Source organism: Herbaspirillum sp. VT-16-41 (assembly GCF_001994935.1).
In the GTDB taxonomy this organism is placed as follows: Bacteria; Pseudomonadota; Gammaproteobacteria; order Burkholderiales; family Burkholderiaceae_D; genus Herbaspirillum; species Herbaspirillum frisingense.
In genome coordinates, this window is record NZ_MUXB01000106.1 from 49,121 (window position 1) to 74,637 (window position 25,517).

Annotated in this window: 21 protein-coding genes; 8 read left to right on the forward strand and 13 right to left on the reverse strand. The window is 65.8% G+C overall.

Going from position 1 to position 25,517, the window contains the following annotated elements:
- Positions 1-98: 98 nt before the first annotated feature.
- Positions 99-1,067, reverse strand: coding sequence for a GlxA family transcriptional regulator (locus BTM36_RS12750; RefSeq protein WP_077236562.1), 969 nt, complete (start codon positions 1,065-1,067; stop codon positions 99-101).
- Positions 1,068-1,337: 270 nt separating this feature from the next.
- Between BTM36_RS12750 and BTM36_RS12755 the strand changes: the two genes are divergently transcribed.
- Complete coding sequence (locus tag BTM36_RS12755) at positions 1,338-2,036, forward strand: M24 family metallopeptidase (protein ID WP_077236563.1); 699 nt, start codon at positions 1,338-1,340, stop codon at positions 2,034-2,036.
- A 123-nt stretch (positions 2,037-2,159) separates the two neighbouring features.
- Here BTM36_RS12755 and BTM36_RS12760 read toward each other — a convergent pair whose 3' ends face one another.
- Positions 2,160-2,948, reverse strand: coding sequence for a DUF2076 domain-containing protein (locus tag BTM36_RS12760; RefSeq protein ID WP_077236708.1), 789 nt, complete (start codon positions 2,946-2,948; stop codon positions 2,160-2,162).
- A gap of 451 nt (positions 2,949-3,399) precedes the next feature.
- On the opposite strand from BTM36_RS12760, the gene BTM36_RS12765 reads away from it, so the two are divergent.
- The gene (locus BTM36_RS12765) at positions 3,400-5,676 is read left to right on the forward strand and encodes an NADP-dependent malic enzyme (RefSeq protein ID WP_077236564.1); all 2,277 of its coding nucleotides are present in this window, start codon (positions 3,400-3,402) and stop codon (positions 5,674-5,676) included.
- Between the two features lie 448 nt (positions 5,677-6,124).
- Positions 6,125-7,672, forward strand: a complete 1,548-nt coding sequence (locus tag BTM36_RS12770; protein ID WP_077236565.1) for a methyl-accepting chemotaxis protein — start codon at positions 6,125-6,127, stop codon at positions 7,670-7,672.
- Positions 7,673-7,682: 10 nt separating this feature from the next.
- Here BTM36_RS12770 and BTM36_RS12775 read toward each other — a convergent pair whose 3' ends face one another.
- The gene (locus tag BTM36_RS12775) at positions 7,683-7,883 is read right to left on the reverse strand and encodes a hypothetical protein (protein ID WP_077236566.1); all 201 of its coding nucleotides are present in this window, start codon (positions 7,881-7,883) and stop codon (positions 7,683-7,685) included.
- Between the two features lie 90 nt (positions 7,884-7,973).
- On the opposite strand from BTM36_RS12775, the gene BTM36_RS12780 reads away from it, so the two are divergent.
- Together BTM36_RS12780 and BTM36_RS12785 are read left to right on the forward strand one after the other, a co-directional pair.
- Positions 7,974-8,870 (forward strand): LysR family transcriptional regulator, encoded by an 897-nt coding sequence (locus tag BTM36_RS12780; RefSeq protein WP_077236567.1) that lies wholly within the window; start codon positions 7,974-7,976, stop codon positions 8,868-8,870.
- 150 nt (positions 8,871-9,020) lie between these two features.
- Positions 9,021-10,151, forward strand: coding sequence for a DSD1 family PLP-dependent enzyme (locus tag BTM36_RS12785; RefSeq protein ID WP_077236568.1), 1,131 nt, complete (start codon positions 9,021-9,023; stop codon positions 10,149-10,151).
- Here the strand turns inward: BTM36_RS12785 and BTM36_RS12790 are convergent.
- From BTM36_RS12790 to BTM36_RS12800, 3 genes are read right to left on the reverse strand one after another with little or no spacing between them, the layout of a single operon-like run.
- Positions 10,138-11,349 carry a M20 aminoacylase family protein gene (locus BTM36_RS12790; RefSeq protein ID WP_077236569.1) on the reverse strand — a complete coding sequence of 404 codons (1,212 nt, stop codon included), beginning with the start codon at positions 11,347-11,349 and terminating at the stop codon, positions 10,138-10,140. The two genes, BTM36_RS12785 and BTM36_RS12790, sit on opposite strands and share 14 nt — an antisense overlap.
- A 31-nt stretch (positions 11,350-11,380) precedes the next feature.
- On the reverse strand, positions 11,381-12,856 hold the full coding sequence (locus BTM36_RS12795) for an aldehyde dehydrogenase family protein (protein WP_077236570.1): 1,476 nt from the start codon (positions 12,854-12,856) through the stop codon (positions 11,381-11,383).
- Between the two features lie 49 nt (positions 12,857-12,905).
- Positions 12,906-13,310 carry a RidA family protein gene (locus tag BTM36_RS12800; RefSeq protein ID WP_077236571.1) on the reverse strand — a complete coding sequence of 135 codons (405 nt, stop codon included), beginning with the start codon at positions 13,308-13,310 and terminating at the stop codon, positions 12,906-12,908.
- Positions 13,311-13,460: 150 nt separating this feature from the next.
- Here BTM36_RS12800 and BTM36_RS12805 point away from each other — a divergent pair, with 150 nt between their 5' ends.
- Positions 13,461-14,405 (forward strand): LysR substrate-binding domain-containing protein, encoded by a 945-nt coding sequence (locus BTM36_RS12805; protein ID WP_006463786.1) that lies wholly within the window; start codon positions 13,461-13,463, stop codon positions 14,403-14,405.
- 21 nt (positions 14,406-14,426) lie between these two features.
- On the opposite strand, the gene BTM36_RS12810 is transcribed toward BTM36_RS12805, so the two are convergent.
- The 7 genes from BTM36_RS12810 to BTM36_RS12840 all read right to left on the reverse strand — a co-directional run bounded on the left by BTM36_RS12810 (position 14,427) and on the right by BTM36_RS12840 (position 22,944).
- The gene (locus BTM36_RS12810) at positions 14,427-15,752 is read right to left on the reverse strand and encodes an FAD-binding oxidoreductase (protein WP_006463787.1); all 1,326 of its coding nucleotides are present in this window, start codon (positions 15,750-15,752) and stop codon (positions 14,427-14,429) included.
- Between the two features lies 1 nt (position 15,753).
- The gene (locus BTM36_RS12815; protein WP_077236572.1) at positions 15,754-16,494 is read right to left on the reverse strand and encodes a cupin domain-containing protein; all 741 of its coding nucleotides are present in this window, start codon (positions 16,492-16,494) and stop codon (positions 15,754-15,756) included.
- Between the two features lie 59 nt (positions 16,495-16,553).
- Positions 16,554-18,476, reverse strand: coding sequence for an ABC transporter ATP-binding protein (locus BTM36_RS12820; protein WP_077236573.1), 1,923 nt, complete (start codon positions 18,474-18,476; stop codon positions 16,554-16,556).
- A gap of 4 nt (positions 18,477-18,480) precedes the next feature.
- A complete protein-coding gene (locus BTM36_RS12825; RefSeq protein WP_077236574.1) occupies positions 18,481-19,374 on the reverse strand; it encodes an ABC transporter permease in 894 nt (297 codons plus the stop codon).
- On the reverse strand, positions 19,371-20,327 hold the full coding sequence (locus tag BTM36_RS12830; RefSeq protein ID WP_077236575.1) for an ABC transporter permease: 957 nt from the start codon (positions 20,325-20,327) through the stop codon (positions 19,371-19,373). The genes BTM36_RS12825 and BTM36_RS12830 overlap by 4 nt, the downstream gene beginning before the upstream one ends.
- Positions 20,328-20,427: 100 nt before the next feature.
- Positions 20,428-22,059 (reverse strand): ABC transporter substrate-binding protein, encoded by a 1,632-nt coding sequence (locus BTM36_RS12835; protein WP_077236576.1) that lies wholly within the window; start codon positions 22,057-22,059, stop codon positions 20,428-20,430.
- 216 nt (positions 22,060-22,275) lie between these two features.
- A complete protein-coding gene (locus BTM36_RS12840; RefSeq protein WP_006463793.1) occupies positions 22,276-22,944 on the reverse strand; it encodes a haloacid dehalogenase type II in 669 nt (222 codons plus the stop codon).
- A gap of 567 nt (positions 22,945-23,511) precedes the next feature.
- Here BTM36_RS12840 and BTM36_RS12845 point away from each other — a divergent pair.
- On the forward strand, positions 23,512-24,399 hold the full coding sequence (locus BTM36_RS12845) for a GNAT family N-acetyltransferase (protein ID WP_077236577.1): 888 nt from the start codon (positions 23,512-23,514) through the stop codon (positions 24,397-24,399).
- Between the two features lie 19 nt (positions 24,400-24,418).
- A complete protein-coding gene (locus BTM36_RS12850; protein WP_077236578.1) occupies positions 24,419-25,345 on the forward strand; it encodes a glyoxylate/hydroxypyruvate reductase A in 927 nt (308 codons plus the stop codon).
- Positions 25,346-25,517 lie beyond the last annotated feature (172 nt).

Consider the following 25,517-nt stretch of genomic DNA (forward strand, 5'->3'; position numbering starts at 1 on the left):
AGCACAATAGCACAAATATGATGCTCATCATATTTTTTGCCGATTCCCAGTTTGCGTTGTACCTCCCGCGCCACACCGCAGACTTGTGCCCGGCCGTATCAGGTGCCCAGTTCCTGGCCAAAGGACTCCCGATAACGCTGCGGACTCACCCCCAGCACCCGCACGAAGGCATTGCGCATGCGGCCGGCGTCGCCAAAGCCGCAGGCGAAGGCGATCGCCTTGATCGGCGCGGTGCCATGCTCCAGCTGGGCGCGTGCTGCATCGATGCGGGCGCGCTGCACGAACTCGGCCGGCGCCATGCCGGCCTCGCGTGAAAAACTGCGGGAGAAACTGCGCAGGCTCATGCGCGCCACGGCCGCCAGTTCGGCTACCGACAGCGGCTGCGTGAGATTGGCCAGCACATGGCGCTGCACCTCGGCAATGGGAGAATCGGGCGGCGCCAGATGATCCAGATACGGGCTGAACTGCGACTGGCCGCCGCTGCGTTGCATCACCACCACCAGCCGCTTGGCTACGTTCAGGGCCAGTTCGGCGCCATGATCCTGACGCAGCAGGTAGAGCGCCAGGTCGATGCCGGCGGTAACGCCGGCCGAGGTGTACAGGTCCTCGTCCTGTACATAGATACGGTCGGCCTCGACCCGCGCCAGCGGACACAGCGTGGCCAACGCGGCGGCATCATTCCAGTGGGTGGTCACGGTGCGGTGATCCAGCAGCCCGGCCCGCCCCAGCATGAACGCGCCATTGCAGATCGAGCCGAACTTGCCGGCACGGGCGCAGGCCTGGCGCAACCACGCATGGATGGCGGGATCGAAACGACGTTCCACCAGCGTCGGGCCACCGGCCACCAGCAAGAGGTCATCCTCGCCGTCGGCGTCGCGCCAGGTAAGGCCGGCGTTCAAGCCCAGACCATTCGAACAAGTCACTGCCGCGCCATCCACACTGACGGTCTGCAGGCGATAGCGGTCACCCGGCAGCAAAAACCGGTTGGCCTCGGAGAACACGTCCAGCGGGCCGGACACATCCAGCGATTGCACGCCATCGAAAATCACGACTGTCACTGTCTTCATGGGGGTTCGCATCAGGGGTCGGAAAACGGCATGCAGGCCTGCCCGCATGCCGTCGGCAGAGCGCAATTGTGGCACGCGCATGGGCCGGCTGCTGCGGCAGCGCCATTGAGCATCGGCCAGACGACAGCCGAATCCGGCCAGCCCCGGTGCTGGCCGGATTCACCTTCAGACTGGCCGAAAGCCCAGGCCGAATGCGCGTCCCGGCTTGCGGTGGCGCCGCGATAATCCTCGCTCCCGCCGCACCGCCGGCATGACCACCAGGAGTTCTGCATGTCTTCCCCTCCCCCCTCCGTTTCCCTGCCGGCCGAACGCGTCGGCCCCGCCTTCTCCGTGGACGGCATGCTGCTGGCGCGGCGCAAGACCCGTGAAGCCATCGCCCGCATCGCCGAGCGCGTCGTGCCTGGCATGGTGGAAGAAGACGCAGTGGCCATGGCCAAACAGGAGATGGCCGACATGGGCCTGGCCCTGAGCTGGCACCCCACCCGCGTGCGTTTCGGGCGCAATACCATCAAGCCCATGAAACTGGCCTCCGAGCCCGGCGTGGTGCTAGGGGAGAACGATATCTTCTTCCTCGACATCGCCCCCCGGGTGGAGGCCTGGGAAGGCGATGGCGGCAAGACCTTCACGGTCGGCCAACATGCCGATTACGCACGCTGCGCCCGCGATGCCGAGGAACTCTTCCACCAGGCACGCCAGGCCTGGGACCGGCAGCAACTGAGCGGGCGCCAGCTCTATGACTTCGCCGACAAGACGGCACGCGCCATGGGCTGGGAACTCAATTTCGACCTGCCGGGCCACCGCGTGTCGGATTTCCCGCATGCGGCCATCCACACCGGTGCACTGGCCGAGTTCGAACAGGCGCCGGCGACCATGCGCTGGATCCTGGAAATCCACCTGCGCGATCCTCAGCATCGCTTCGGCGCCTTCTTCGAAGACATGCTGCTGGAAGATGAGCACTACCCGCTTTGAGCCATGACAGCCTGAGCGAAAACAAGAAAGCCAGCTCCGCGCAGCTGGCTTTTCTTCTTCCATCAGTCAATCAAGCAATCGGGCGCTCAGGCAATCACGCGAAATGCTCATGACCTCATGCGCTCATACCAGCGAATCGTCGTAACCGCCGCTGTCGTCCAGATCGAAGTTGCTCAGGTCTGCCAGATCGCTGCTGGAGCCGAAGTCACTGCTGTCATTACCGCTGTCACTACCGCTGGCATTGCTGGCCAGGTCTGATTTGCGCTCGCCATCGCTGCCGTAGTAATTGTTGACCGTGGTGTTCTCGATGTTTTCCACAGGAGCGCTCAGGCCGTTCTGGCGCGCCAGGCCAGCCCCGCTATTGCCATTGAACATGTGCTCGATGCCCTGGTACAGGAAAGCACCACCGGCCACGCCGGCCGCCGTGGCGGCGACACTGCCCAGCACGCTGCCCATGCCGCCCCCGAAGAAGCCTGAAGACGGCGCCGGTGCCGGCGCTGCCTGGTAGGCCGGCGCTGGCGCAGGTGAAGCATAAGCCGGTGCCGGTGCGGGCGCCGCTGCATAAGCCGCTGCATAAGCCGGTGGATAAGCCGATGCCGACGCCGGTGCCGCCTGCGGGCGGGCGCCAGACGGTGCATGCCCCCAGGCATTGCCATCCAGAAAACCCGGTTCCCGGGCGCCACCGGCCTGCAGCGCCTGTACCTGGGCCTGCAGCGCACTGACCTGGGCCTTGCTGGCATTGAGCGCCTGCTCCATCAGCAGCGCTCGCTGCACCAGCAGATAGGCCGCATCCGGCTGCTGCGCGACCGCCTGGGCGATCATCGCATCGGCCTGGGCATCCTTGGTGATGCCCCGTACCTGGGTCAATTGTTGGAGAAAATCCTGAAGGGCTTGGGTTTCTTGCGGATTCATCATGGCGGGCTCCTGCCGTTACGGTAATGACGACAAATGTAGACACAGCGACCCACATTCAACCCATGGACGAACGGGATCGCCGACAAATGGATTATGCGCGCCTTCCTCTCGAAGAGATGTGTCGACAATCAACGAGATGGAAACAGCTTGTAACAGACAGCCGACAAGACTTCGCTCAAAGCCGACGTACGCACAAAAAACCCGAATGTTGAAATTTTAGGTAATATCCCCCTCCCCGCACCCGTTCCGGCGGCCACAAGCCCGGAGCGGGCGGAGGCAGGCGCGTGGAGCCGGTCACCGGTTCCCGTACCCATTATCCGAGCCGACGAGAACGCAGCACCCTGCGCGATCGGCCCGCCGCATTCAGACCAGGAAACCAGACCAGCGAACGCGAGCCGCCTGCATCCGGCCCTCGCTTCCTCAAGACCGTTAATCCCTCATCAAGATCATGACCCAACAAATTTCCGCCGCCGAGCAACTCCTGCGTGACGCCGCCCGCGAATACCATCGCACCCCGTCGCGCGGCAAGATCGAAGTCCGCCCCACCAAGCCGCTGTCCAACCAGCGCGACCTGTCGCTGGCCTATTCGCCGGGCGTGGCCTATCCCTGCCTGGATATCGAAGCCGATCCGCTGAAAGCCTTCGACTACACCTCGCGCGGCAACCTGGTGGCCGTGGTCTCCAACGGCACCGCCGTGCTGGGCCTGGGCAACATCGGTCCGCTGGCATCCAAGCCGGTGATGGAAGGCAAGGGTTGCCTGTTCAAGAAGTTTGCCGGCGTGGACGTGTTCGACATCGAACTGGCCGAGACCGACCCGGACAAGCTGGTCGAGATCATCGCCTCGCTGGAGCCTACCCTGGGCGGTATCAACCTGGAAGACATCAAGGCCCCCGAGTGCTTCTACATCGAGCAGAAGCTGTCGGCCCGCATGAACATCCCGGTCTTCCACGATGACCAGCACGGCACCGCCATCATCTCCTCGGCCGCCCTGCTGAACGGCCTGGAACTGGTCGGCAAGGACATCGGTAGCGTCAAGATCGCCGTCTCCGGCGCCGGCGCAGCCGCGATTGCCTGCGTGGAAGTGATGATCGGCCTGGGTGTGAAGCGCGAGAACGTCTTCATGGTCGATAGCAAGGGCGTCATCTATGAAGGTCGCCCCGGCGGCCTGGACGCTTCCAAGCAACGCTACGCCATCAAGACCGAGGCGCGCACCCTGGCCGACGTGGTCAACGGCGCCGACGTCTTCCTGGGCTGCTCGGCCCCGGGCGTGCTGACCGCCGAGATGGTCAAGACCATGGCCGACAAGCCCATCATCCTGGCCCTGGCCAACCCGGAACCGGAAATCCGCCCCGAACTGGCCAAGTCGGTGCGCCCGGACTGCATCATCGCCACCGGTCGTTCGGACTATCCGAACCAGGTCAACAACGTGCTGTGCTTCCCCTACATCTTCCGTGGCGCGCTGGACTGCGGCGCCACCAAGATCACCGAAGCCATGAAGCTGGCCTGCGTGCGCGAGATCGCCGACCTGGCCAAGGCCGAGACCAGCGCCGAAGTCAGCGCCGCCTATCCCGGCAAGGAACTGGTGTTCGGTGCCGACTACCTGATCCCGACCCCCTTCGATTCGCGCCTGATCCTGAAGATCGCCCCGGCCGTGGCCAAGGCTGCCGCCGAGTCCGGCGTGGCGACCCGTCCCATCAAGGACTACGCCGCCTACCGCGAAGAGCTGACCCGCTTCATCTACCAGACCGGCATGTTCATGCAGCCCGTCTTCAACACCGCCAAGGTGGCCGCGCAGCGCGTGGTCTATGCCGACGGTGAAGATGAGCGCGTCCTGCGCGCAGTGCAGTTCGTGGCCGACGAAGGCCTGGCCGCGCCCATCCTGGTCGGCCGCCCGGACGCCATCGAAGCCGGCATCAAGAAGGCTGGCCTGCGCCTGAAGATCGGCCAGAACGTGCAAGTCATCAACCCCGCCAGCGATGCCCGCGTGGCCGCCTACGCCGCGCAATACCAGGGCGGCAGCGAAGCCGACGTGCGTGCCAGCGGCAGCCTGCTGGCCGCGCTGATGGTCAAGGCCGGCGACGCCGATGCCATGCTGTGCGGCCTGGACGGCAACTACGACGGCCACCTGGCGCATGTGGAAAAGGTCATCGGCCTGAAGGACGGCGCCCAGGAATTCGCGGCATTGAACGCCGTGCTGCTGCCGGACCAGACCCTCTTCATCACCGATACCTACGTCAACGACACCCCGGACGCCGAGCAACTGGCGCGCATCGCCAAGGCCGCCGCCGAGGAAGTGGCGCGTTTCGGCGTGCCGCCCAAGGTCGCCTTCCTGTCGCACTCCAACCATGGCAGCTCCTCGCGCCCGTCGGCCCGCAAGATGGCGCAGGCGCATGAAGCCTTCAGGAAGCTGGCCCCGGAAGTGGAATCGGCCGGTGAACTGCACGGCGACGCCGCCCTGTCGGAAAAGATCCGCAACAACGTCGGCCTGGCCGACAGCGGTCTCACCGGCGCGGCCAATGTGCTGGTCTGCCCCAACCTGGATGCCGCCAACATCCTCTTCAACGTCTTGAAGACCAGCAGCGGTCAGGGCACCACCATCGGCCCCATCCTGCTGGGTGCGGCCGCCCCGGTGCATGTGCTGACCCCGTCGAGCACGGTGCGTCGCGTCCTCAACATGACCGCGCTGGCAGCGGCCAAGGCACAGGACGGCAAGTCCAAGGCCTGAGCCAGGCCCTGGGCAGCCAGAAAAGACCGGGTTCGCCCGGTCTTTTTTTTCGTCCCTCGACAGCCAATGCCGCGACCGACGGGAACGGGCTGCAAATCGATATCAAATCGCGCATTGCCCGAAAGAATAATTTCATTGGATGGAAGTCTTGCCGCTGATTACTATCATTGGCGATTCAGCCATGCGACCATCGAACAAGCAAACGCCGGCAGCACAGGGAGGCCGGCGGCAAGAAGAGAGACAGGATGGGCAGGAAGCAGACGCTTCGTGACGGCATGACAGCATGACATCACCAGCACTTCATTGCTCGCCGCGACCGCCCATCCGGGCCGGCCGCCGCTCCTAGCTTCTCGCGCCCGCACGCCCGCACGCCAAACGGGCGGCTCCGCTTCGATCGCATCGCCAGGGTCCGATACCAACAACGATAGCAATCGAACGCGAGGAAGACATGATCTGGTTCTACAACCTCAACATCGCCAGGAAGCTGGCCCTGTCCTTTGCCGTGGTGATCTCACTGACCCTGCTGCAGGGCCTGTTCGCCATCAAGGAGCTCAAGCAGGTCAACAACGCTTCCGGCGAGATCGTCACCAAGTGGATGCCGACCATGGATGCCGCGCGCGAGCTGCAGGGTTCGCTGCCGCCGCTGCGCCTGACCGAACTGGAACTGGTCACCGCCGTCACCCCGCAGGAGCGCGCCGCCGCCAACCAGGCCATCAAGACGCGCCTGGAGGCCCTGGCCAAGCAACGCGCCGTCTTCGAACAACGCATGTCCGAGCCGCAGGAAAAGGAGCAGTACGCCCGGTTCGGCAAGAACCTGGCCGCTTACATCAAGGTCGATGAGCAACTGGCCGAGATGGCGGCCAACCAGCAATACGACGAGACCCGCGTCCTCTTCAAGGGCGAATCGGCGCGATTGTATGGCGCCATGGTGGGCAATCTGGACGCCATCGTGAAGATCAACGCCAGCGGCAGCGGCCGGGCCGACGAAGAAGCCACCGGTGTATTCCGTGGCGCCCAGCGCTGGATCGGCGGGCTGTTGCTGGCGACCGTGGCGATCGGTTCGCTGCTGGCCTTCGTGGTGGCCGCCAATGTGGCGCGCCCGCTCAAGGAAGCGGTGGAGATCGCCCAGCGCGTGGCGCGCGGTGACCTGACGCTGCGCATTCGCCCGGCCGGGCGCGATGAAACCGGCCGCCTGATGGAAGCCCTGCGCGCCATGAATGAAAGCCTGCGCGACATCGTCAACGAGGTGCGCCAGGGTACCGACACCATCGCCACCGCCTCCAACGAAATCGCCCGCGGCAACCTGGACCTGTCCAACCGCACCGAGCAGCAGGCCGGTTCGCTGGAAGAGACCGCCTCGGCCATGGAGCAGCTCACCTCCACCGTGACCCAGAACGCCGACAACGCCCGCCAGGCCAACCAGCTGGCAGCCACTGCCTCGGACATCGCCAGCCAGGGCGGCGAGGTGGTGGGCCAGGTGGTGCAGACCATGGAAGGCATCACCGAAAGCTCGCGCCGCATCGCCGACATCATCAGCGTGATCGACGGCATCGCCTTCCAGACCAACATCCTGGCCCTGAACGCAGCGGTGGAAGCAGCCCGTGCCGGCGAACAGGGCCGCGGCTTCGCGGTGGTGGCCTCGGAGGTGCGCTCGCTGGCCCAGCGTTCGGCCGGAGCAGCCAAGGAGATCAAGGAACTGATCGACGATTCGGTGCAGAAGGTCAGCGCCGGCAGCGCCCTGGTGGAACGCGCCGGCAGCACCATGAACGAGGTGGTCGCCAGCGTGCGGCGCGTGACCGATGTGGTGGCCGAGATCAGCGCCGCCACTCAGGAACAGAGCGGCGGCATCAATGAAGTGAACCTGGCCATCACGCAGATGGACGAGACCACCCAGCAGAACGCCGCCCTGGTGGAACAGGCGGCAGCCGCCGCCGATTCACTCAAGGGCCAGGCCGGCAACCTCGCTGCGGTGGTGGGCAAGTTCAAGCTGGACTAGGGCCTCATCCCTACGGCAGATGGACGGGAAGCAGGCGGGAGCCAGCCTCCTGGCGGCCATCCCTGAGCACGTAATCGACTTCGCTGGCACCGATGCCCAGGTCATTGAGTTCGCGGGCATCCATGCCCCTGATCTCGACGGCCGCATCGCCGCGTGATCGGCTGTAGTCCCCGAGCATGCGGGCAAGGACCTGGCTGACGATAGGCCACATGGACTTCTCCTTGGTTGAATGCGCACATGATCAGGCAATCCAGGCTATTGGTAAAATTGAGTTTGATGACATCTATTATCAGGAAACCTGATGCGAGAACTCAGCCTGGACCAGTTGCGCACACTGGTCAACATCGTCGACCTGGGGACCTTTTCGGCCGCCGCCAATGCGCTGCACCTGGCCCAGCCAACCATCAGCCTGCATGTCAGCGATCTTGAGGCGCGCCTGGGCGGTGCCTTGCTCATGCGCGGCAGTCGCCGGGTACAGGCCACGGCCCTGGGCGCGCTGGTCATCGACCGCGCCAGACGCCTCTTGCGCGACGCCGACGATCTGCTGGAGGTGACCAGAAAACACGTGGAAGGCAAGGTGGGACGGGTACGGCTGGGGACGTCGACGGGGGTGGTGGTCAACCTGCTGCCGCGCGTATTGCGCAAGCTGGAAAGCAGCTTTCCCGGCATCGATGTGGAGGTCAACATCCTGGGCTCGAACGAGACCATGGCGCGCCTGCAGGAAGGCACGCTCGACATCGGCCTGGTGGCCACCCCCATCCAGTCTTCCAAGGACATCCTGATCACGCACTGGCGCAGTGACCGCATGATGGCCTTCCTGCCGGCCGCATGGAAATCACCGGCTGCCATCAAGCCGGGCTGGCTGGTGGACAAGCCGATGATCTTCAACGACGCGACCACGCAAATGTATCGCCTGACCATGGCCTGGTTTGCCGAGGCCGGGGAAAACCCGCGCGCGCGTATCGAGCTCAACTACAACGAGGCCATGAAGAGCCTGGTCTCGGCCGGCTACGGCGCTGCCGTCCTGCCGCTGGAACAGCCCCTGGCCGCCGAACTGGAGCGCCACAAGGATATCCGCATCGTTCCCCTCTCCCCGGTACTCAAGCGCCACATCGGCGTGGCGCATCGTGCCCTGCCCGGCCTGGACAAGGCGACGGCCAACGTGCTGGAGACGATACGGCAGTTCGAGCAGGCCTGAACCGGGGTCTTCCCTGCCAGCCCGTCTTTCGGAGGCACGCGCAGGCTCATTAACGACCGTTTAATGCTGGATTCAATGAGCATTAAGCACAGCCCCGGGTGCATCTCCTATAGTCAGCACTCCTTCACGTGCAATCTTCAGGAGTTCCCCATGAGCCTGGCATCCCTGCCCACGCCCGCCGCCTTGATAGACATCACCCGCATGGAGCGCAACATCGCCCGCATGCAGCAGCGCATGGATGCGCTGGGCGTGCGCTTCCGCCCCCACGTCAAGACCACCAAGTGCCAGCAGGTCGTGCAGGCCCAATTGCAGGCCGGGGCGAGCGGCATCACCGTCTCCACCCTGAAGGAGGCCGAGCAGTTCTTTGCCGCCGGCATCGGCGACATCGTCTATGCGGTAGGCATGGCGCCCACCAAGCTGGAGCAGGCGCTGGCCCTGCGTCGCCAGGGCTGTGATCTCAAGATCGTGGCCGACAGCGTGGCCTGTGCCGAGGCCATCGTGGCCTTCGGCCGGGAGCACGATGCGTCGTTTGAAGTCTGGATCGAAATCGACGTCGATGGTCATCGCTCCGGCATCGCCCCGGACGATGCCGTGCTGCTGGCCGTGGGATCGATACTGCACGCAGGCGGCATGCGCCTGGGCGGGGTATTGGCCCACGCCGGCTCCAGCTACGACCATGACAATGATGCCGCCCTCATCGCCGTGGCCGAACAGGAACGCGCCGGCTGCGTACGCGCCGCCGAACGCCTGCGCGCCGCCGGCCTGCCGTGCGAGGTGGTCAGCATCGGTTCCACCCCGACCGCCCTGCGCGCCGAACAGTTGCGTGGTGTCACCGAGGTGCGGGCCGGGGTCTATGCCATGTTCGATCTGGTGATGTACAACGTAGGAGTCAATACGCTCGATGACATCGCGCTGAGCGTGCTGACCACTGTGATCGGCCACCAGCCCGAGAAAGGCTGGGCCATTGTCGATGCCGGATGGATGGCCATGAGCCGCGACCGGGGTACCCAAGGACGCCGCCAGGATTTCGGTTATGGCCAAGTCTGCACCGAGGATGGCCAGGTACTGCAAGGCTACCTGATGAGCGGCGCCAACCAGGAGCACGGCATCCTCTCGCGCCAGGGCAGCCCGGATAGCCAGATCGCACAGCACCTGCCGATCGGGACGCGCCTGCGCATCCTGCCCAACCACGCCTGCGCCACCGGTGCGCAGTACCCGCACTATCAGGCCATCGCCGCCGACGGCAGCGTGACGACCTGGCCGCGCTTCAACGGCTGGTAGGCGCCGCGCCGTTCAGGCCGCTGTCGAAATAGGATTGCGCCAGCGCCACCCAGTAGCGCACGCCCTCTTCGATGATGTCATCGTTGAAGTCGTAGTGCGGGTGGTGCAGCGAATGGGAGCTGCGGTCCTGCGGCGCATTGCCGATCAGGACATAGGTCCCCGGCCGCTCCTCCAGCATGAAACCGAAATCCTCCGAGGTCATGTTGGCGGGGATGCCGGTGTGGATGCGCGCATCGCCGAAGGTGGTGCGGATCACCCGTTCACAGAACTCGGTCTCGGCCGGTGTATTGATGGTGGCCGGGTAGTACTGGAAGAATTCCACCTCCACCTGCGCGCCATAGGCGTCGGCCAGCGCATGACACATGCGGCGGATGTCTTCCTGCAACTTCTGCTGCAGGGTCGATGAGAGCGTGCGGATGGTGCCGCGCAGCTCGGCGCGGTCGGGAATCACGTTGTCGGTATCACCCGCATGGAACATGCACACCGAGATCACGGCCGGATCGACCGGGTCCTTGTGACGGGCGGCGATGGTCTGGCACTGCAAGACCATGGAGCAGGCCAGCGGAATCGGGTCCAGCCCGAGATGCGGCTGGGCCGCGTGCGCGCCCTTGCCGGTGATGGTGATCTTCAGGCGCGAGCCGGCGGCCATGATGGGACCGGTGCGCAGGCCGAACTGCCCGGCCGGCAGGCCCGGCCAGTTGTGCATGCCGAACACGGCCTCGGTCGGGAACTGTTCGAAGAGGCCATCCTCGATCATCTTGCGCGCCCCCGCCCCACCCTCCTCCCCCGGCTGGAACACGAAGTGCACGCTGCCCGCCAGCGTCGGCATCTGCCTCAGCACCCGGGCCGCACCCAGCAGCATGACGGTATGGCCATCGTGGCCGCAGGCATGCATGACGCCGTGCGAGCAGGAAGCATGGGCGAAGTCATTGGCCTCGGTGATGGGCAGGGCGTCCAGGTCGGCGCGCAGCACGATGCCGCGCTGCGGGTCGCTGCCCGGCAGGCTGGCCACCACGCCGGTGCCACCCAGGCCACGGGTGACGGCATAGCCCAGTGACTCCAGTTCCCGCACGACGACGTCGGCGGTGCGATGTTCCTCGAAGCGCAGTTCGGGATGCGCATGCAGGTCGCGGCGCAGGCCGGCCCAGTGGGCCAGATGCGGCTGCAGGCTGTCGTGCTGATGGGGGGTGTGTTCCATGATGCGGCTCTGTCTCCGGTTCGGCAGGCAATCAGGCGTAATAGCCCAGGATCGATTTCACTTCCATGTACTCTTCCATGCCCTCGACGCCGTATTCGCGGCCGTTGCCGGACTGCTTGTAGCCGCCGAAAGGCGCCTGCGGGTCCCAGGCCGGGTAGTTCAGGTGGACCTGGCCGGACTGGATGCGGGCCGCCACGGCGCGTACCTGGTCCTTGTCGGTCCCCTGCACATGGGCGCCCAGGCCATAGACGCTGTCATTGGCGATGGCGATGGCTTCTTCCACGCTGTCGTAGGGCAGGATGGCCAGGACCGGGCCGAAGATTTCCTCCTGCGCGATCACCATGTCGGTATGCACGTCCGAGAAGATCGTGGGCCGCGCATAGAAGCCCTGCTCCAGCCCCTGCGGGCGTCCGGGACCGCCGGCCAGCAGCCGGGCGCCATCCTGCAGGCCGGCCTCGATCATCTGCTGCACGCGCAGGAACTGGGCGCGATTGGCCAGCGGGCCATGGGTGGTGGCCTCCTGCCACGGATCGCCCACCTTCATCTGCGCCAGCGCTGTCAGCGCCAGGGCATGCACGCGATCCAGCGCCACGCGGGGCACGATCAGCCGCGTGGGCGCGCTGCAGGACTGGCCCATGTTGCGCAGGGCGGCCGCCACCCCGGGCGGGATGGCGCGCTCCAGGTCGGCATCCGGCAGCACCAGGTTGGGCGATTTTCCACCCAGTTCCTGCGCCACGCGCTTGACGGTGGTTGCCGCCGCCTGCGCCACCAGCACGCCGGCACGGGTGGAGCCGGTGATGGAAATCATGTCCACCTGGGGATGCACGGACAGGGCCGCGCCGACTTCGGCGCCGGTGCCATTGACCAGGTTGAAGACCCCGGCCGGCACCCCGGCTTCATGCACGATCTCGGCGAACAGCAGCGCCGACAGCGGCGACAGTTCGCTGGGCTTGAGCACTACCGTGCAGCCGGCCGCCAGTGCCGGGCCGACCTTGGCGGTGATCTGGTAGATCGGCCAGTTCCAGGGCGTGATCAGGGCACACACGCCGATGGGCTCGCGCACGATGGCAGTGGTGCCGCGTGGGCGGATAAAGGGGTAGTCGGCCAGGTTGTCGCGGGCCACGCGCAGGTGCTCGGCCGCCAGCGGCACGTGGGCGTTGCGGGCATAGCTGATGGGCGCGCCCATTTCCAGCGTGAGCGCCTGGGCGAACAGTTCGCTGCGTTCCAGCAGCAAGGCATGCACGCGGCCCAGCAAGGCGGCGCGCTCGGCCGGCGAAGTCGCGGCCCAGGCTGGGAAGGCCCGTCGTGCGGCCTGCACCGCGTGGTCCACATCGGCAGCATTGCCCAGCGCGATCTCGCCGACCGCCGCTTCGGTGGCCGGGGCGATGACGCTGGCGCATTCGCTGCCCTGCGGGCGCACCCAGGCACCATCGATATAGAAATGCGCCAGCCGGGCGGTGCGGCCCAGGTGGTCCAGCGGAAGTGAGGCAGAAGCGTGGAGGGTCATGTCGGGATGTCCTTGGGTTGGGGGCGGTCCTGATCGCAAAGCCAGGTGTTCACAGCAGCGCGGTCGCCTCGACCTCGATCTGCAGACCGAAATGCAGGGCCGGTACCGGTACGACCGCGCGTGCCGGACGGGCAGCGCCGGCCCAGGCCGCATAGATCTGGTTGAACAGGGGCCAGTGCGCCACGTCGGTGAGGTAGATGCGCACCTGCAGAAGCTTGCCGATCTCGCTGCCGCCACCGGTGAGGGCGGTCTCGACATTGGCCAGCACCTGCCGTGCCTGGACTTCGAAGGACGCCTCGGTGAGCTTGTGGCCGCTGGCATCGATGGGCAGTTGGCCGGAGATGAACAACATGCCGTTGCCGCTGGCGACATGGCTGTAGTGGCCGCCGGGCGTGGCCAGGCCGACCGGGTTGAGGGTGACCGGGTAGCGGTGGGGATCGGTATCGTGATTCATGAGGTCCATTGATCGAAGTGAAAAGTCAGAAAACAGATAAGAAACCGGAAAGCAAAACGCTATGCGACCGCAGTTTCCCTGGATGGACTGTAGCCAGATGGCGCTCATCCATGTTTAATATCCGTTCAATTCACCATTAAGAGGTCTTTAATGCTGCAACTCGATGACATGCAACTGCTGCGCGCCCTTGGCGCGTCGTCTTCGCTGGCCGCCGCCGCTCGCCTGCTGGACCTGACGCCGCCTGCCGTCACGGTGCGCCTGCAGCGCATCGAGGATCGCATCGGCGTGCGCGTGGCGCACCGCGCTGCGCGAGGCATCGCCCTGACCGACGAAGGCCAGCGCCTGGTGCAGGAGTCCATGGACATCCTGGAGCGCATCGAATCGCTCACCGCCAGCATCTCGCGCGAGGCCGATCGCGGCGGGTCCATTGGCGAGACCCAGATCAGCGGATCGCTGCGGGTGGTGGCCCCGTTCGGCTTCGGTCGCCGCCATGTGGCACCGCTGGTGCGCGATCTGCAGCGCAGCCACCCGCAGCTGGCGATTTCCCTGCTGCTGGCCGAAAGTCCCCTGTCGGCCGCCACCGGTGCCGATGCCGTGATCTCCATCGGGCGCGTCAAGGACTCTTCATGGGTCGGGCATTTCCTGGCGCCCAACGAACGCTTCCTGTGCGCCGCGCCGACGCTGGCACGACGCATGCAGCGCCTGAAACATCCGTCCGAACTGGCCGAGTATCCCTATGTCTGCCTGCGCGAGAACGACGACGACGTCAGTCGCCTGCGCTTCACTCCCGTGGACCGTGCCGGAGGGCGTACCGGCAAGGCCCTGACGGTCAAGCTCAAGGGCATGCTCTCGTCCAATGACGGCACCATCACCCGCGACTGGGCGCTCGACGGCGAAGGCTTCGTGGCGCGTTCCGAATGGGATTGCGCCCATCTGGTGGCCGAGGGCCGCCTTGCCCGCATCCTGCCCGGCTGGCAGCTGGAGCCGGCCCCCGTAATGGCGCTGCTGCCCGGGCGCGAGGGCTTGACCACGCGCCAGCGGGTCTTCCTGGAAGCGGCCCGGCGCGCCTTCGATCCGGTTCCCTGGCGTCGCTGACAAGAGCGGCCGGGGGGCGCCTCAGAAGTCCGCCACCTTGCCCCAGGACGAATCGTTGAAGCGATTCGGGTGATAGGGGCGCGGATCGACGATGGGCGTAACGCCACTGGCCAGGTCCGCGATCAGGTGCCCGGCGCCCGGTCCGATGCCGAAACCGTGGCCGGAAAAGCCGGCCGCCAGGATCAGCCCCGGGGTCTGCGGCAATTCGCCGATGCCTGGCACGCCGTCAGGCGTGCTATCCACATAGCCGGCCCAGGTATGGGTGACGCGGGCCTCTGCCAGCTCGGGCAGCAGTTCGATGGCGCGGCGATGGGTGGCACGGATGGACACCGGATCGGCCGGCGCATCCAGGATGCGCATGTGTTCCATCGGCGTGGGCGCATCCAGGCGCCAGCGCGACAGGCTCTCGTGACCACTGCGCCAGGCCTGCAGGCCACCCGGCGACAGGTTGCGCCAGCGCTTGGCGAACATCGGCAGGAATTGCGGCGAAAAGCGCAGGAACTGCAAGGTCGGATCGACCCGCGCCCGACCACTGATGGCCAGTGCATAAGAGCCGTCGCTGCGCCGCGTGACCGCCACACCCGAGGTGTACAGCGCGCCCGGCAAGGGCTCGCTGGTCGGCGCCACACTCATGATGGACTGCCGCACCGAGGCCTGCGGAAAACGGATGCCCAGCTGGTGGCAGAACGATGACGCCCAGGCGCCGCCGGCCAGGATGGCGGTGCGGGTCTTGATGACGCCGGCTTCGGTGATCACGCCGGAGACACGTCCACCTTCGGTTTCGATACCACGCGCCGCGCATTGCTGGATCACGTGGCCGCCCAGCTTCATCACCGCGCGCGCCACCGCCGGTGCCGCCTTGCCCGGATCGGCAGTGCCGTCGGTGGGCGAGAACACCCCACCCTTCCAGGGACGTCGGGTGGCGTGACCGCGTTCGGCGGCCTGTTTGCTGTCGAGCATATAGGTGGTCACGCCGGCACTCTTGGCGAACTTGCCCCAGGTGGCCCAGCGATTGATTTCCTCGTCATCGTTGGACAGGTAGAGCAGGCCGCAGCGGGTGAAACCGGTGTCCTCGCCGCTCTCGGCGGCGAACTGCTCCCACAGGTCGATACTCTTGGTCGCCATGGGCAGCTCGCGGGCATCGCGGTTCTGCTGGCGGCACCAGCCCCAGTTGCGGCTGGACTGCTCGGCACCGATGCGCCCCTTTTCGACCACGGCCACCGAGATGCCGCGCTTGGCCAGGTAGTAGGCGGTGAAGATGCCGATGATGCCGCCACCGATGATGACCACGTCGGCTGCAGCAGGCGGCGTGGTCGGGCTCTGGACTTGGACGAGTGGGGGCGACATCTTACTTGCCCTCCCCGGCCGGCACGCTCTGGACCACATAGAACTTGGCCACGCGCTCGCTGCTCTCCCAGCCGATGGACGCACCCTGCGGCACGAACACGGCATCGCCCCGCTCCACCGCCACCACGCTGCCATCGGGCTCGGCGAAACGCACCCCGCCATCGAGGATGTGCATGAATTCATTGACCGGATGGGCGCGCACGATACGGTGGTAAGGGGTGGAATCCCAGGTGCCGATCTTGGCGTGGATGGAGGTCTCATCGACCACGTTGTCGCTGCGGCATTGCGGGACCGGCCCCAGCAGGATCTCCTTGGGCAGGGAATTGGCCGAGGGCTTGAAGTCGGCCTCGGCCACCAGCGGGAACACGCCCGGCTGCACCGGTTGCGGGCAATCGGCGGCGCAGAACACCACCAGCGTCGGCACCGGGGCCGATACGCGCAGCGCGGCACCGGTGGTGAGCACCACACCGCTGTCGGGTTTCAGCACCAGCGGCGCGGCGCCCTCGGTCTCGACATGCAGTTCGCCCTGCACCACTACCAGGGTTTCCTGGTGCGGGAAACGGGTGATATCGATTGCAAACGCGCCATCCAGGCGCAGCCGTCCGGCGCTCATGCCGCCATTGCCCTGCCAGGCGATTTCACGCGAAGCGGCAAAGGGATCGGCCTGACCCAGCGCAGCCGGGCGGAACGGGGTGGACAAGGGTGCGCCAGAGGCACGGTACAACACCAACGCTGCAGACATTTCTTCTCCTATGGGTTGGCCAATCGACTTGGCCTTGAATTCGAATACCGGTGCCGGGATCAGACCGTCACGCCTTCCACCGGCAGCAGCGGCGCCTGCGCCTGCTGCAGGTCGGCGTCGGAGCGATGGCACAGGATCTCGCCGCCATGTTCCATGTTGCGGCGACGCGGCGGCACCACGTTGCAGACACCATCCACCCGCAGCGAACAGCGCGGCAGGAAGGCACAGATCTCAGGCGACGGGTCGGCCGCGCCGATGGGCGGCAGCTTGTGCTGGCCGGCCCCGGCCACCTGTTCCAGCCAGCCCTGCTGCATGGCCGGGACCGACGACAGCAGGAGGTGCGAATACGGGTGGTAAGGCGGCGCCATCATCGCCTCGCGCGGGCGGTTGGCCACCATGCGACCGGCATAGAGCACCACGATGTCGTCACAGATGGCTCGCACCGTGCTGATGTCGTGGCTGATGAACATGTAGGACACCTGCAGCTCGCGCCGCAGCTCGGCCAGCAATTCCAGGATGGCGGCAGCCACCACCGTATCCAGGGCCGAGGTCACCTCGTCGCACAGGATCAGGTCGGGCTTGGCGGCCAGGGCGCGGGCCAGGTTCACGCGCTGCTTCTGGCCGCCGGAGAGTTCGGCCGGCAGACGGTCGATCACGCTGGAGGGCAGTTTGACCAGGTCCAGCAGTTCGGCCGTGCGACGCCGCATGGCATCGCCCTTGAGGCCGTGATAGAAGGCCAGCGGGCGGTTGAGGATGCGGCCGATGCTGTGGGCCGGGTTGAGGGCGGTATCAGCGTTCTGGAACACGATCTGCACCCGCCGGAACTGTTCGCGGGTGCGCCCCTCCAGGGTCGGCGAGAGGTTCTGTCCATTGAGCTGGATGCTGCCGCGCGCCGGGGCGATCATGCCGGCCACCGCGCGTGCCAGGGTGGTCTTGCCGGAGCCGGATTCGCCGATGATGCCCACCGTGCTGCCGCGCTGGATGGTGAGGTTGATGTCGTCCAGAATGCGCACGCCAGGCAGGCCCAGGCGGTCCGGGGCGCCGTAGCCGGCCACCAGGCCGCTGATGCGCAAGAGCGGCGCCCTGGCCTCGGCCGGCATGCTGGCCGGCAGCACTTCACGTAGCTGCGCCACCCGCGTGGCCGGGGAGACGGCGGCGATCAGGCTCTGGGTATAGCTGTCGGCGGGTTCATGCAGCACCTGTCCGGTGCTGCCCATTTCGCGTACGGCGCCATCGCGCAGCACGATGATGCGGTCGGCCATCTGCGCCACCACGGCCAGGTCGTGCGAGACATAGACAGCGGTGGTGCCAAGTTCCTTGACCACCTTCTTGAAGGCGCGCAGCACCTCGATCTGGGTGGTCACATCCAGAGCCGTGGTGGGTTCGTCCAGGATCACCAGTTCCGGGTCGGTGATCAGGGCCATGGCCGCCATCACGCGCTGCAGCTGGCCGCCCGAGACCTGGTGCGGATACCGGTCGCCGATACTCTCGGGTTTCGGCAGTGCCAGTGCGCGGAACAGCTCGACCGCCTTGGCGCGGGCGCTGGCCTTGTCCATCACGCCATGTTGCAGGGCACTTTCGATGACCTGATCCATCAAGGTACGCGCCGGGTTGAAGGCCGCCGCCGCACTCTGGGCGATATAGGCCACATGATGGCCACGCATGGCCAGCAGCGCCTTTTCATCCATCTGGTCGATCTGGCGCTGGCCGATGCGGATCTGGCCGCCGGCGATCTGGCAACCGCTACGGGCGTAGCCTAGCAGCGACAGGGCGATGGTGGTCTTGCCGGAGCCGGACTCGCCGATCAGTGCCAGCACTTCGCCACGCGCCACGGTGAAATCGACGTTCTTGACGATTTCCACCGAGCTGCCATCGTCCTTGCGGGCGGTGACCCGCAGGCCCTGCACGTCGACCAGGGGCTGACCGGTCGGGGAGGCGGGCGTGCTGCCCTTCTTGCCGAGGAAAGTATCGAACTGCTTCACAGGCTTACTCCTTGGCAGCGCGCTTGCCGCGCAGGTTGTCGATCAGCAGGTTCACGCCGATGGTGAGCGAGGCAATGGCCAGCGCCGGCATGATCACCGCCAGGGCGCCCTCGCCCAGGCCGGAAATGTTTTCCCGCACCAGCGAGCCCCAGTCGGCATCCGGCGGCTGCACGCCCAGCGAGAGGAAGCTCAGGCCCGACAGCAGCAGCACCACGTAGACGAAGCGCAGACCGAAGTCGGCCAGCACCGGGCGGATCATGTTGGGCAGCATTTCGGTGGTCATGATGTACCACACGCCCTCGCCACGGGCACGCGCAGCCTGCACGTATTCCATGGCCTGCACGTTGACCGCCAGCGAACGGGCGATGCGGTAGGCGCCGGGCATGTAGGTGATGGCGGCGGTGACTACCAGCAGCAGCATGGAAGAGCCGAAGGTGGCCACCATCATCAGCGCGAACATCTTGCTGGGGATCGAGATCAGGGCATCCAGGGCGCGGCTGATGACGGCATCGCGCCAGCCACCGGAGAAGGCCGCAAACAGCGCCACGGCCGTGCCGGTGGCGCTGGCCAGTACGGTCGCCGCCAGCGCCAGGCCGATGGTGGCGCGGGTGCCGAAGAGGATGCGGCTCAACATGTCACGACCCAGGTAGTCGCTGCCCAGCAGGAACTTGTGGCTCATGCCGGAAAACACGTCGGTATCGACGATGGCCGTGGCGTCATAGGGCGAGATGCTGGGACCGAGGATGGCCATGAGCACCCAGAAGCCGACGATGGCCATGCCGATCCAGGCCATGGTCGAGTGGCGGCGTACGCGCTTCACGGGAGCGAGTGTAGTAGCGGGCACAGGCGCGGCCGGGGCGGCAGCTTCCCCGCCGGTGGAATCGTGGAGGGCTTTCATCGGGTCTTCAACCTTGGATTGGAAACAATGGCCAGCACATCGGCCGCCAGCACCAGCAGCAGGTAGCCGGCACAGAAGATCATCGAGCAGGCCTGCACCAGCGGCATGTCACGGGTGGTCACGGCATCGATCATCAGGGTGGCGATGCCGGGATAGTTGAAGATGCTTTCGACGATGATGACCCCGCCCAGCAGGTAGGACAGGCTCAGCGCGACCGCGTTGGCGATCGGACCGATGGCGTTGGGCAGCGCATGGCGCAGCACGATGCGGGTGCGCTTGACGCCTTTCAACAAGGCCATCTCGGCATAGGAAGAACGCAGCTGGTCGATCACGGCGGCGCGGGTCATGCGCGTCATCTGGGCTACGATCACGCAGCACAGGGTCAGCACCGGCATGGCATAGGCCTTGATGAAGGCCCCCAGGGTGGCGGCCTCGCCCGCATGCGACAGCGCCGACAGCCAGCGCAGCTTGACGGCGAAGATCATCACCGCCACCGTGGCGACCAGGAACTCCGGCACCGAGACCATCGACACCGCGCTGACGTTGACGGCGCGGTCGAAGAAGGAGCCCCGGTACATGGCCGAGAAGATGCCCAGGAACAGCGCCAGCGGCACCGATACCAGGGCGGTGACGGCGGCCAGCATCAGCGAGGCCGGCAGGCGCCCGCCTATCATCTGCGCCACCGGCACGTTGTTGACCAGCGACATGCCCGGATTGCCCGAGACCAGGTTGCCCAGCCAGTGGGCATAACGCAGCGGGGCTGGCAGGTCCAGGCCGTACTGCAGGCGCAGCGCGGCCACCGTCTCGGGCGTGGCAGCCTGACCCAGCGCGGTCTGGGCGGCATCGCCCGGCAACAGGTTGGTGATGAAGAACACGCCGGCCGACACCAGCAACAGCGTCAGCACCGCCTGCAGCAGGCGGCGCACGATCAGACGCAGGACCATTCCATTCATAGCTATCCTCGGTAACCAGTGCCGGGACCGGCCGGCTGTGCCGACCGGTCCCATACGACTTGCACTGCCTTCATTGCGTCAGGCGCGAGACTTCCCGTTCTCACGCATCCAGCCAGACGTACTCGGCACAGGTGTAGTTCATGAAGGCACCCAGCGGCACCGGATCGATGCCCTTGACCTTGGTGCTCATGCCTTCCAGGTTGATGATGAAGACCGGAATACCGATGCCGCACTTCTCGTGGATCATGGTCTGCAGGTCGGCATACATGGACTTGCGCTTGGTGAAGTCGGTCTCGCCGCGTGCGGCCACCACCAGCTGGTCGAACTGGGCATTCTTCCAGCCCGATTCGTTCCACTGGGCATCGGACTTGAAGAACTGGGTCAGCAGGATGTCGGCGCTGGGGCGCGGATTGATGTTGCCGAAGCCGACCGGCACCTTCATCCACTGGTTGGACCAGTAGCCATCGGCCGGGACCCGCTTGACATCAAGCTTCAGGCCGATCTTGGCGGCGCTCTGCTGCATCAGCACGGCCATGTCCACCGAGCCGGTGGCGGCCACCGAGGCCACGACCGGAATGGTGCTGCCCATGACACCGGCCTTCTCCAGATGGAACTTGGCCTTGTCGGGATCGAAGGCGCGCTGCGGCAGGCCGGCGAAATAGAAGCGGTTGGTGGGGTCGATCGGCTGGTCGTTGGCGGTGACGGCGTAACCGCGGAAGGCGGCCATCTTGATCTGTTCGCGGTCCAGCAGATACTTCATGCCCAGGGTGAAATCCATGCTGCTGCCGGGTGCCACGTCCTGGCGCATGATCAGGTCGGTGTACTGGCCCGACTTGGTTTCCATGACGGTATAGCCGGCGGTACCCTTGACGCGGCCGGTGGAGCGGGCGTTGACGTCGTTGATCCAGTGCACGTCGCCGGAGAGCAGCGCATTGACGCGGGCCGCCTCGTCGGGGATGCCGAACAGTTCGACCTCGTCCAGGTAGGGCAGGCCGCTCTTCCAGTAGTTTTCGTTGCGTACGCCGATGGTGCGCACGCCGGGGGTGAATTCCTTGAGCTTGAAGGCACCCGTGCCGTTGGCGCTGCTGAAGTTGGTGGTGCCGTCGCGCACGATCAGGAACTGCGCGGTCGCCAGGATCACCGGCAGGTCGGCATTGGCGCTGGTGAGCTTGATCTGCACTTCATTGGGGCCGGTGGCCTTGACCGATTCAATCTGGTCGGCCAGCACCTTGACCTTGGAGGCGGTCGCCGGGTCCTTGTGGCGCATGAGCGAGAAGACCACGTCGGCCGGAGTGAGGGGCTTGCCGTCGTGGAAGGTCACGCCCTTCTTCAGCTTGACGGTCCAGGTGATGGCGTCGTTGGTGAGCATTTCCTCGGCCAGCACCATCTGCGGCGCCAGCTTGCCGTCCAGCTTGGTCAGACCGTTGTAGAACATGTGCGCCCGGGTGTAGTCGGTGGAGTGCGCGGTCTTGGCCGGGTCCAGGGTGTCGGCGGTGGAACTGGTCTGGGTGGCGATGCGCATCTTGCCACCGCGCTTGCCGGTCTGTGCTGCCTGCGCCATTGCGCTGCCGCTGGCCGTGAGCAGGCCGCTGCCGCCCACCGTCATGAGACTACCGGCCAGCAGGGTGCGCATCATGTCGCGGCGGGTGAAACCGCCCTGCGCATTTTCCAGCGATAGGTCGGTGATGATGGAGCCCTCTGCGGGGAGTCGTCCGTTTTCCTGCTTGCTCATGAAAAGCCTCACGATAAAAGTTCAACCACGAAGACCACCGGCCTGCCCTGGCGTCTGCTGTCGCAGATCCCTCCGCACAGGGCGTGCCACCTGGTGGGGCCGGTCGCATGGATCGCAAGCCTGATGCCAGGCCGGCGGCGACCGGAACACTGCTGTTACCGGGAGTGCCTGCGCACGTGCTGCGCGTGGGCGGCTCCCTTCCTGCTCCTACCCGGCTTACAGCCCGAGCACGCCCGGCAGGCCGGAGATGTCCTTGATCTCGGTATAGCCGTAGTACGGCGTCGAGGGCTCATGGCCGCGATTGACGAAGACCTTGTTCTTGATCCCCATGTCGGACGCCGGCATGAGGTCGTAGCGCAGGCTGGAAGAGACGTGCAGCACGTCTTCCGGATTGCAGTTGAGGTTGTCGAGCATGTATTCGAAGGCGCTCAGGCGCGGCTTGTAGGCTTGCGCCTGCTGGGCGGTGAAGACCTTGTGGAAGGGCGCACCCAGTTGTTCGACGTTATGCATGATCTGGCTGTCGTCGGCGTTGGAGAAGATCACCAGCGGGAATTCCTTGGCCACCTTGGACAGGCCGGCCGGCACGTCGGCATGCGGGCCCCAGGTCGGCACGGCCTTGTAGAAGGCGCCGGTTTCCTCGTCGGTGGTCTTGATGCCCCAGCGCGCGCAGGTACGGGTGATGGCGTTCTTGCAGACCTGTTCGTAGGGCTTCCACTGATCCAGCACTTCATCGAGGCGATAGGCAGCGAACTGGCGCAGGAAGAAAGGCATGTCCTCGGCCGATACACGGTCGGCGTAGATCTTCTGCGCGGTTTCCGACATCTGGAAACGGGTCAGCGTGCCGTAGCAGTCGAAGGTGATGAATTTGGGCTTGAAAGTGCTCATGGAAAATCGTCCTGTCAAAAAAATGATCCTGCAAAGGGATGCGGCGAATTCTCTTGCCTGAGGTTCAATGCATGAGAAGGATTACAACATGGCGACACTTGCGGTTTATTCCTTTTTGACGGGGCCGCGAAACAGAAATATGTGTTTTCGACGGCCCAATCAGCATAGCTTGCCGAGCAGTGCAGCAATGCGAGCCGGGTGCGCTGCTTTGGGGCACTTTCACCAAGCTGGTGCGGTTTCTATCGGCAGGCTGGCGATCCGGAGGCAGGCAGGGTGTTGGCGCAGATGACCCCTGCCCGGGCAATCGCTTGCACCACACATGCGTAAATCATTTAGCAGTGAGGCATGCGGGGCAGCACCATGCTAATGCCGATGCCGCCCAATTTTGTGCCGAGATAGGGGTGCAGATCGCCATAAGATTGCGAATTCGCGGCACCGAAACCCTCCGCCGCATGCCGCCGATGGCGCATCATCGCTGAGGTGTGCCGACTGCCCGGCAGCTCCGCAGGCAGCACTCATATAGAACGCGATCACATGGATCGACACGTATTGATAAGGACAAGCTTCATGCACACTGAAAGCACGCTCGACACCACCCAGGCCGACCGCACCACGCTGCGCCCCATGCGCGCCACGGATCTGCCGGCCTGCCATGCCATGAGCCTCCATCTGCACTGGCCGCACCGCCTGGCGGACTGGCAGTTCCACCATCAGGTCAGCAGCAGCTGGGCGGTCGAACAGGAACAGCCTGATGGCACCCTCAATGTGGCCGGCAGCGGCATGCTGTGCCGGCTGGACGATGACTATGCGTCGCTGGGTCTGGTGATCATCGCTGATGCCCTGCAGGGACGCGGCCTGGGGCGCGCCATGATGCAGCGCCTGCTGGCCGATGCCGGCTCCCGCAACGTCATCCTCAATGCCACCGAGGCCGGACGCCCGCTGTATGAAAAACTGGGGTTCGTGGTCACCGATACCCTCAGCCAGCACCAGAGCACCACGGCCAGCGCGCCTGCCACGCTGCCGGCGGGCACGCACATCCGCCCGCTGCGCCCGGATGAAGTGCCGGCCCTGCTGGCACTGGATCGCCAGGCCAGCGGCATCGACCGCAGCGCCCTGCTGCAGGCCTTGTTGAAGCTGGCCGAGGTGGTCGTGCTGGAGCGGCAGGGACAGGTGGCGGGGGTGGCCTTCCAGCGCGAATTCGGCCGCGGCCGCGTGATCGGGCCGGTCATCGCCAGCAACGTGGAAGACGCCAAGGCGCTGATCGCCTATTGGGTCAACGCCTACCCGGGCGCCTACCTGCGCATCGACGTGCCCGGCCGTACCGGCCTCAAACCCTGGCTGCAGGAGATCGGCCTGACCTGCGTGGACGACGTGGTCAGCATGTGCCGGGGCACGCCGCCCAAGGCGGATCCGACCTGGCGCACCTATTCCATGATCAACCAGGCGCTTGGCTGAACGGCCGGCGCGACTCACCATGACCTTTCTCTACAAAGCCGACCCCGTGCGGGGCGCCGAATGGGCCGAGCTGTTTGCGCAAAAGGCACCGGAGCAGCCCTTCCAGATCTGGCCACACCAGGGCGATGACGCCAGCGTGCGCTACCTGGCGGCCTGGACGCCGCCGGACGATATCGCACGGCGCTTCCCCAACCTGGAAATCCTGTTTTCGGTCGGTGCCGGCATCGACCAGTTCGACATGTCCACCCTGCCGCCTGGGCTACCGGTGGTGCGCATGACCGAACCCGGGATTGCCGCCGGCATGGTGCAATACGTGACCCACGCGGTGCTGGGCCTGCATCGCGACAGCCGCCTCTATGCCCGCCAGCAGCGCGAACAGGTGTGGCGGGCGCATCGTGTACGGCCGGCCACGGCCTGCCGGGTCGGGGTGCTGGGCCTGGGCATGCTGGGCCAGGCGGTGCTGCAGCAGTTGCATGGACTGGGTTTCCCCTGCGCCGGCTGGAGCCGTTCGGCGCACCAGCTGGAGGGCATCGATTGCTACAGCGGCAGCGCGGGCCTGAGGGATTTCCTTGCACGCACCGATGTGCTGGTATGCCTGGTACCGCTGACCGACGATACGCGCGGCATCCTGTGTCGCGCACTGTTTGAGCAACTGCCGCGCGGGGCGGCGCTGGTCAATGTCGGCCGTGGCGGCCACCTGGTCGAGGACGACCTGCTGGCCGCCCTGGCTGATGGCCAGCTCAGTGCGGCGGTACTGGATGTGTGCGAGGTCGAACCCTTGCCGCCGGGCCACCCGTTCTGGTCGCATCCCGACATCGTGCTCACCCCCCACATCGCCAGCATGACCCAGCCCGATGGCGCCGTGGAAGCGGTGCTGGAAAACCTGCGCCGTCATCGCGCCGGCCTGCCGCTGCTGGGTCTGATCGACCGCCAGCGCGGTTACTGACTCGGGAGGCGATGCCGCATGGCAAACAAAATGCCGATTGCCCACGCCAGAACGGCATGCCATGCCGCCGGCGCGCTGCAGTTCGCGCCACATCGCTTGCCGGCACGCCCTATCCTTGATGACATGGCGTGCTGCGTCAGCAGACGCGCCGCCCTGCCCCTATCCACCTGCC

Bases quoted from the DNA above. Each gene is read 5' to 3' on its own strand.
- BTM36_RS12750 (WP_077236562.1), bottom strand. From the start codon at position 1,067: ATGAAGACAGTGACAGTCGTGATTTTCGATGGCGTGCAATCGCTGGAT.
- BTM36_RS12755 (WP_077236563.1), top strand. From the start codon at position 1,338: ATGTCTTCCCCTCCCCCCTCCGTTTCCCTGCCGGCCGAACGCGTCGGC.
- BTM36_RS12760 (WP_077236708.1), bottom strand. From the start codon at position 2,948: ATGAATCCGCAAGAAACCCAAGCCCTTCAGGATTTTCTCCAACAATTG.
- BTM36_RS12765 (WP_077236564.1), top strand. From the start codon at position 3,400: ATGACCCAACAAATTTCCGCCGCCGAGCAACTCCTGCGTGACGCCGCC.
- BTM36_RS12770 (WP_077236565.1), top strand. From the start codon at position 6,125: ATGATCTGGTTCTACAACCTCAACATCGCCAGGAAGCTGGCCCTGTCC.
- BTM36_RS12775 (WP_077236566.1), bottom strand. From the start codon at position 7,883: ATGTGGCCTATCGTCAGCCAGGTCCTTGCCCGCATGCTCGGGGACTAC.
- BTM36_RS12780 (WP_077236567.1), top strand. From the start codon at position 7,974: ATGCGAGAACTCAGCCTGGACCAGTTGCGCACACTGGTCAACATCGTC.
- BTM36_RS12785 (WP_077236568.1), top strand. From the start codon at position 9,021: ATGAGCCTGGCATCCCTGCCCACGCCCGCCGCCTTGATAGACATCACC.
- BTM36_RS12790 (WP_077236569.1), bottom strand. From the start codon at position 11,349: ATGGAACACACCCCCCATCAGCACGACAGCCTGCAGCCGCATCTGGCC.
- BTM36_RS12795 (WP_077236570.1), bottom strand. From the start codon at position 12,856: ATGACCCTCCACGCTTCTGCCTCACTTCCGCTGGACCACCTGGGCCGC.
- BTM36_RS12800 (WP_077236571.1), bottom strand. From the start codon at position 13,310: ATGAATCACGATACCGATCCCCACCGCTACCCGGTCACCCTCAACCCG.
- BTM36_RS12805 (WP_006463786.1), top strand. From the start codon at position 13,461: ATGCTGCAACTCGATGACATGCAACTGCTGCGCGCCCTTGGCGCGTCG.
- BTM36_RS12810 (WP_006463787.1), bottom strand. From the start codon at position 15,752: ATGTCGCCCCCACTCGTCCAAGTCCAGAGCCCGACCACGCCGCCTGCT.
- BTM36_RS12815 (WP_077236572.1), bottom strand. From the start codon at position 16,494: ATGTCTGCAGCGTTGGTGTTGTACCGTGCCTCTGGCGCACCCTTGTCC.
- BTM36_RS12825 (WP_077236574.1), bottom strand. From the start codon at position 19,374: ATGAAAGCCCTCCACGATTCCACCGGCGGGGAAGCTGCCGCCCCGGCC.
- BTM36_RS12830 (WP_077236575.1), bottom strand. From the start codon at position 20,327: ATGAATGGAATGGTCCTGCGTCTGATCGTGCGCCGCCTGCTGCAGGCG.
- BTM36_RS12835 (WP_077236576.1), bottom strand. From the start codon at position 22,059: ATGAGCAAGCAGGAAAACGGACGACTCCCCGCAGAGGGCTCCATCATC.
- BTM36_RS12840 (WP_006463793.1), bottom strand. From the start codon at position 22,944: ATGAGCACTTTCAAGCCCAAATTCATCACCTTCGACTGCTACGGCACG.
- BTM36_RS12845 (WP_077236577.1), top strand. From the start codon at position 23,512: ATGCACACTGAAAGCACGCTCGACACCACCCAGGCCGACCGCACCACG.
- BTM36_RS12850 (WP_077236578.1), top strand. From the start codon at position 24,419: ATGACCTTTCTCTACAAAGCCGACCCCGTGCGGGGCGCCGAATGGGCC.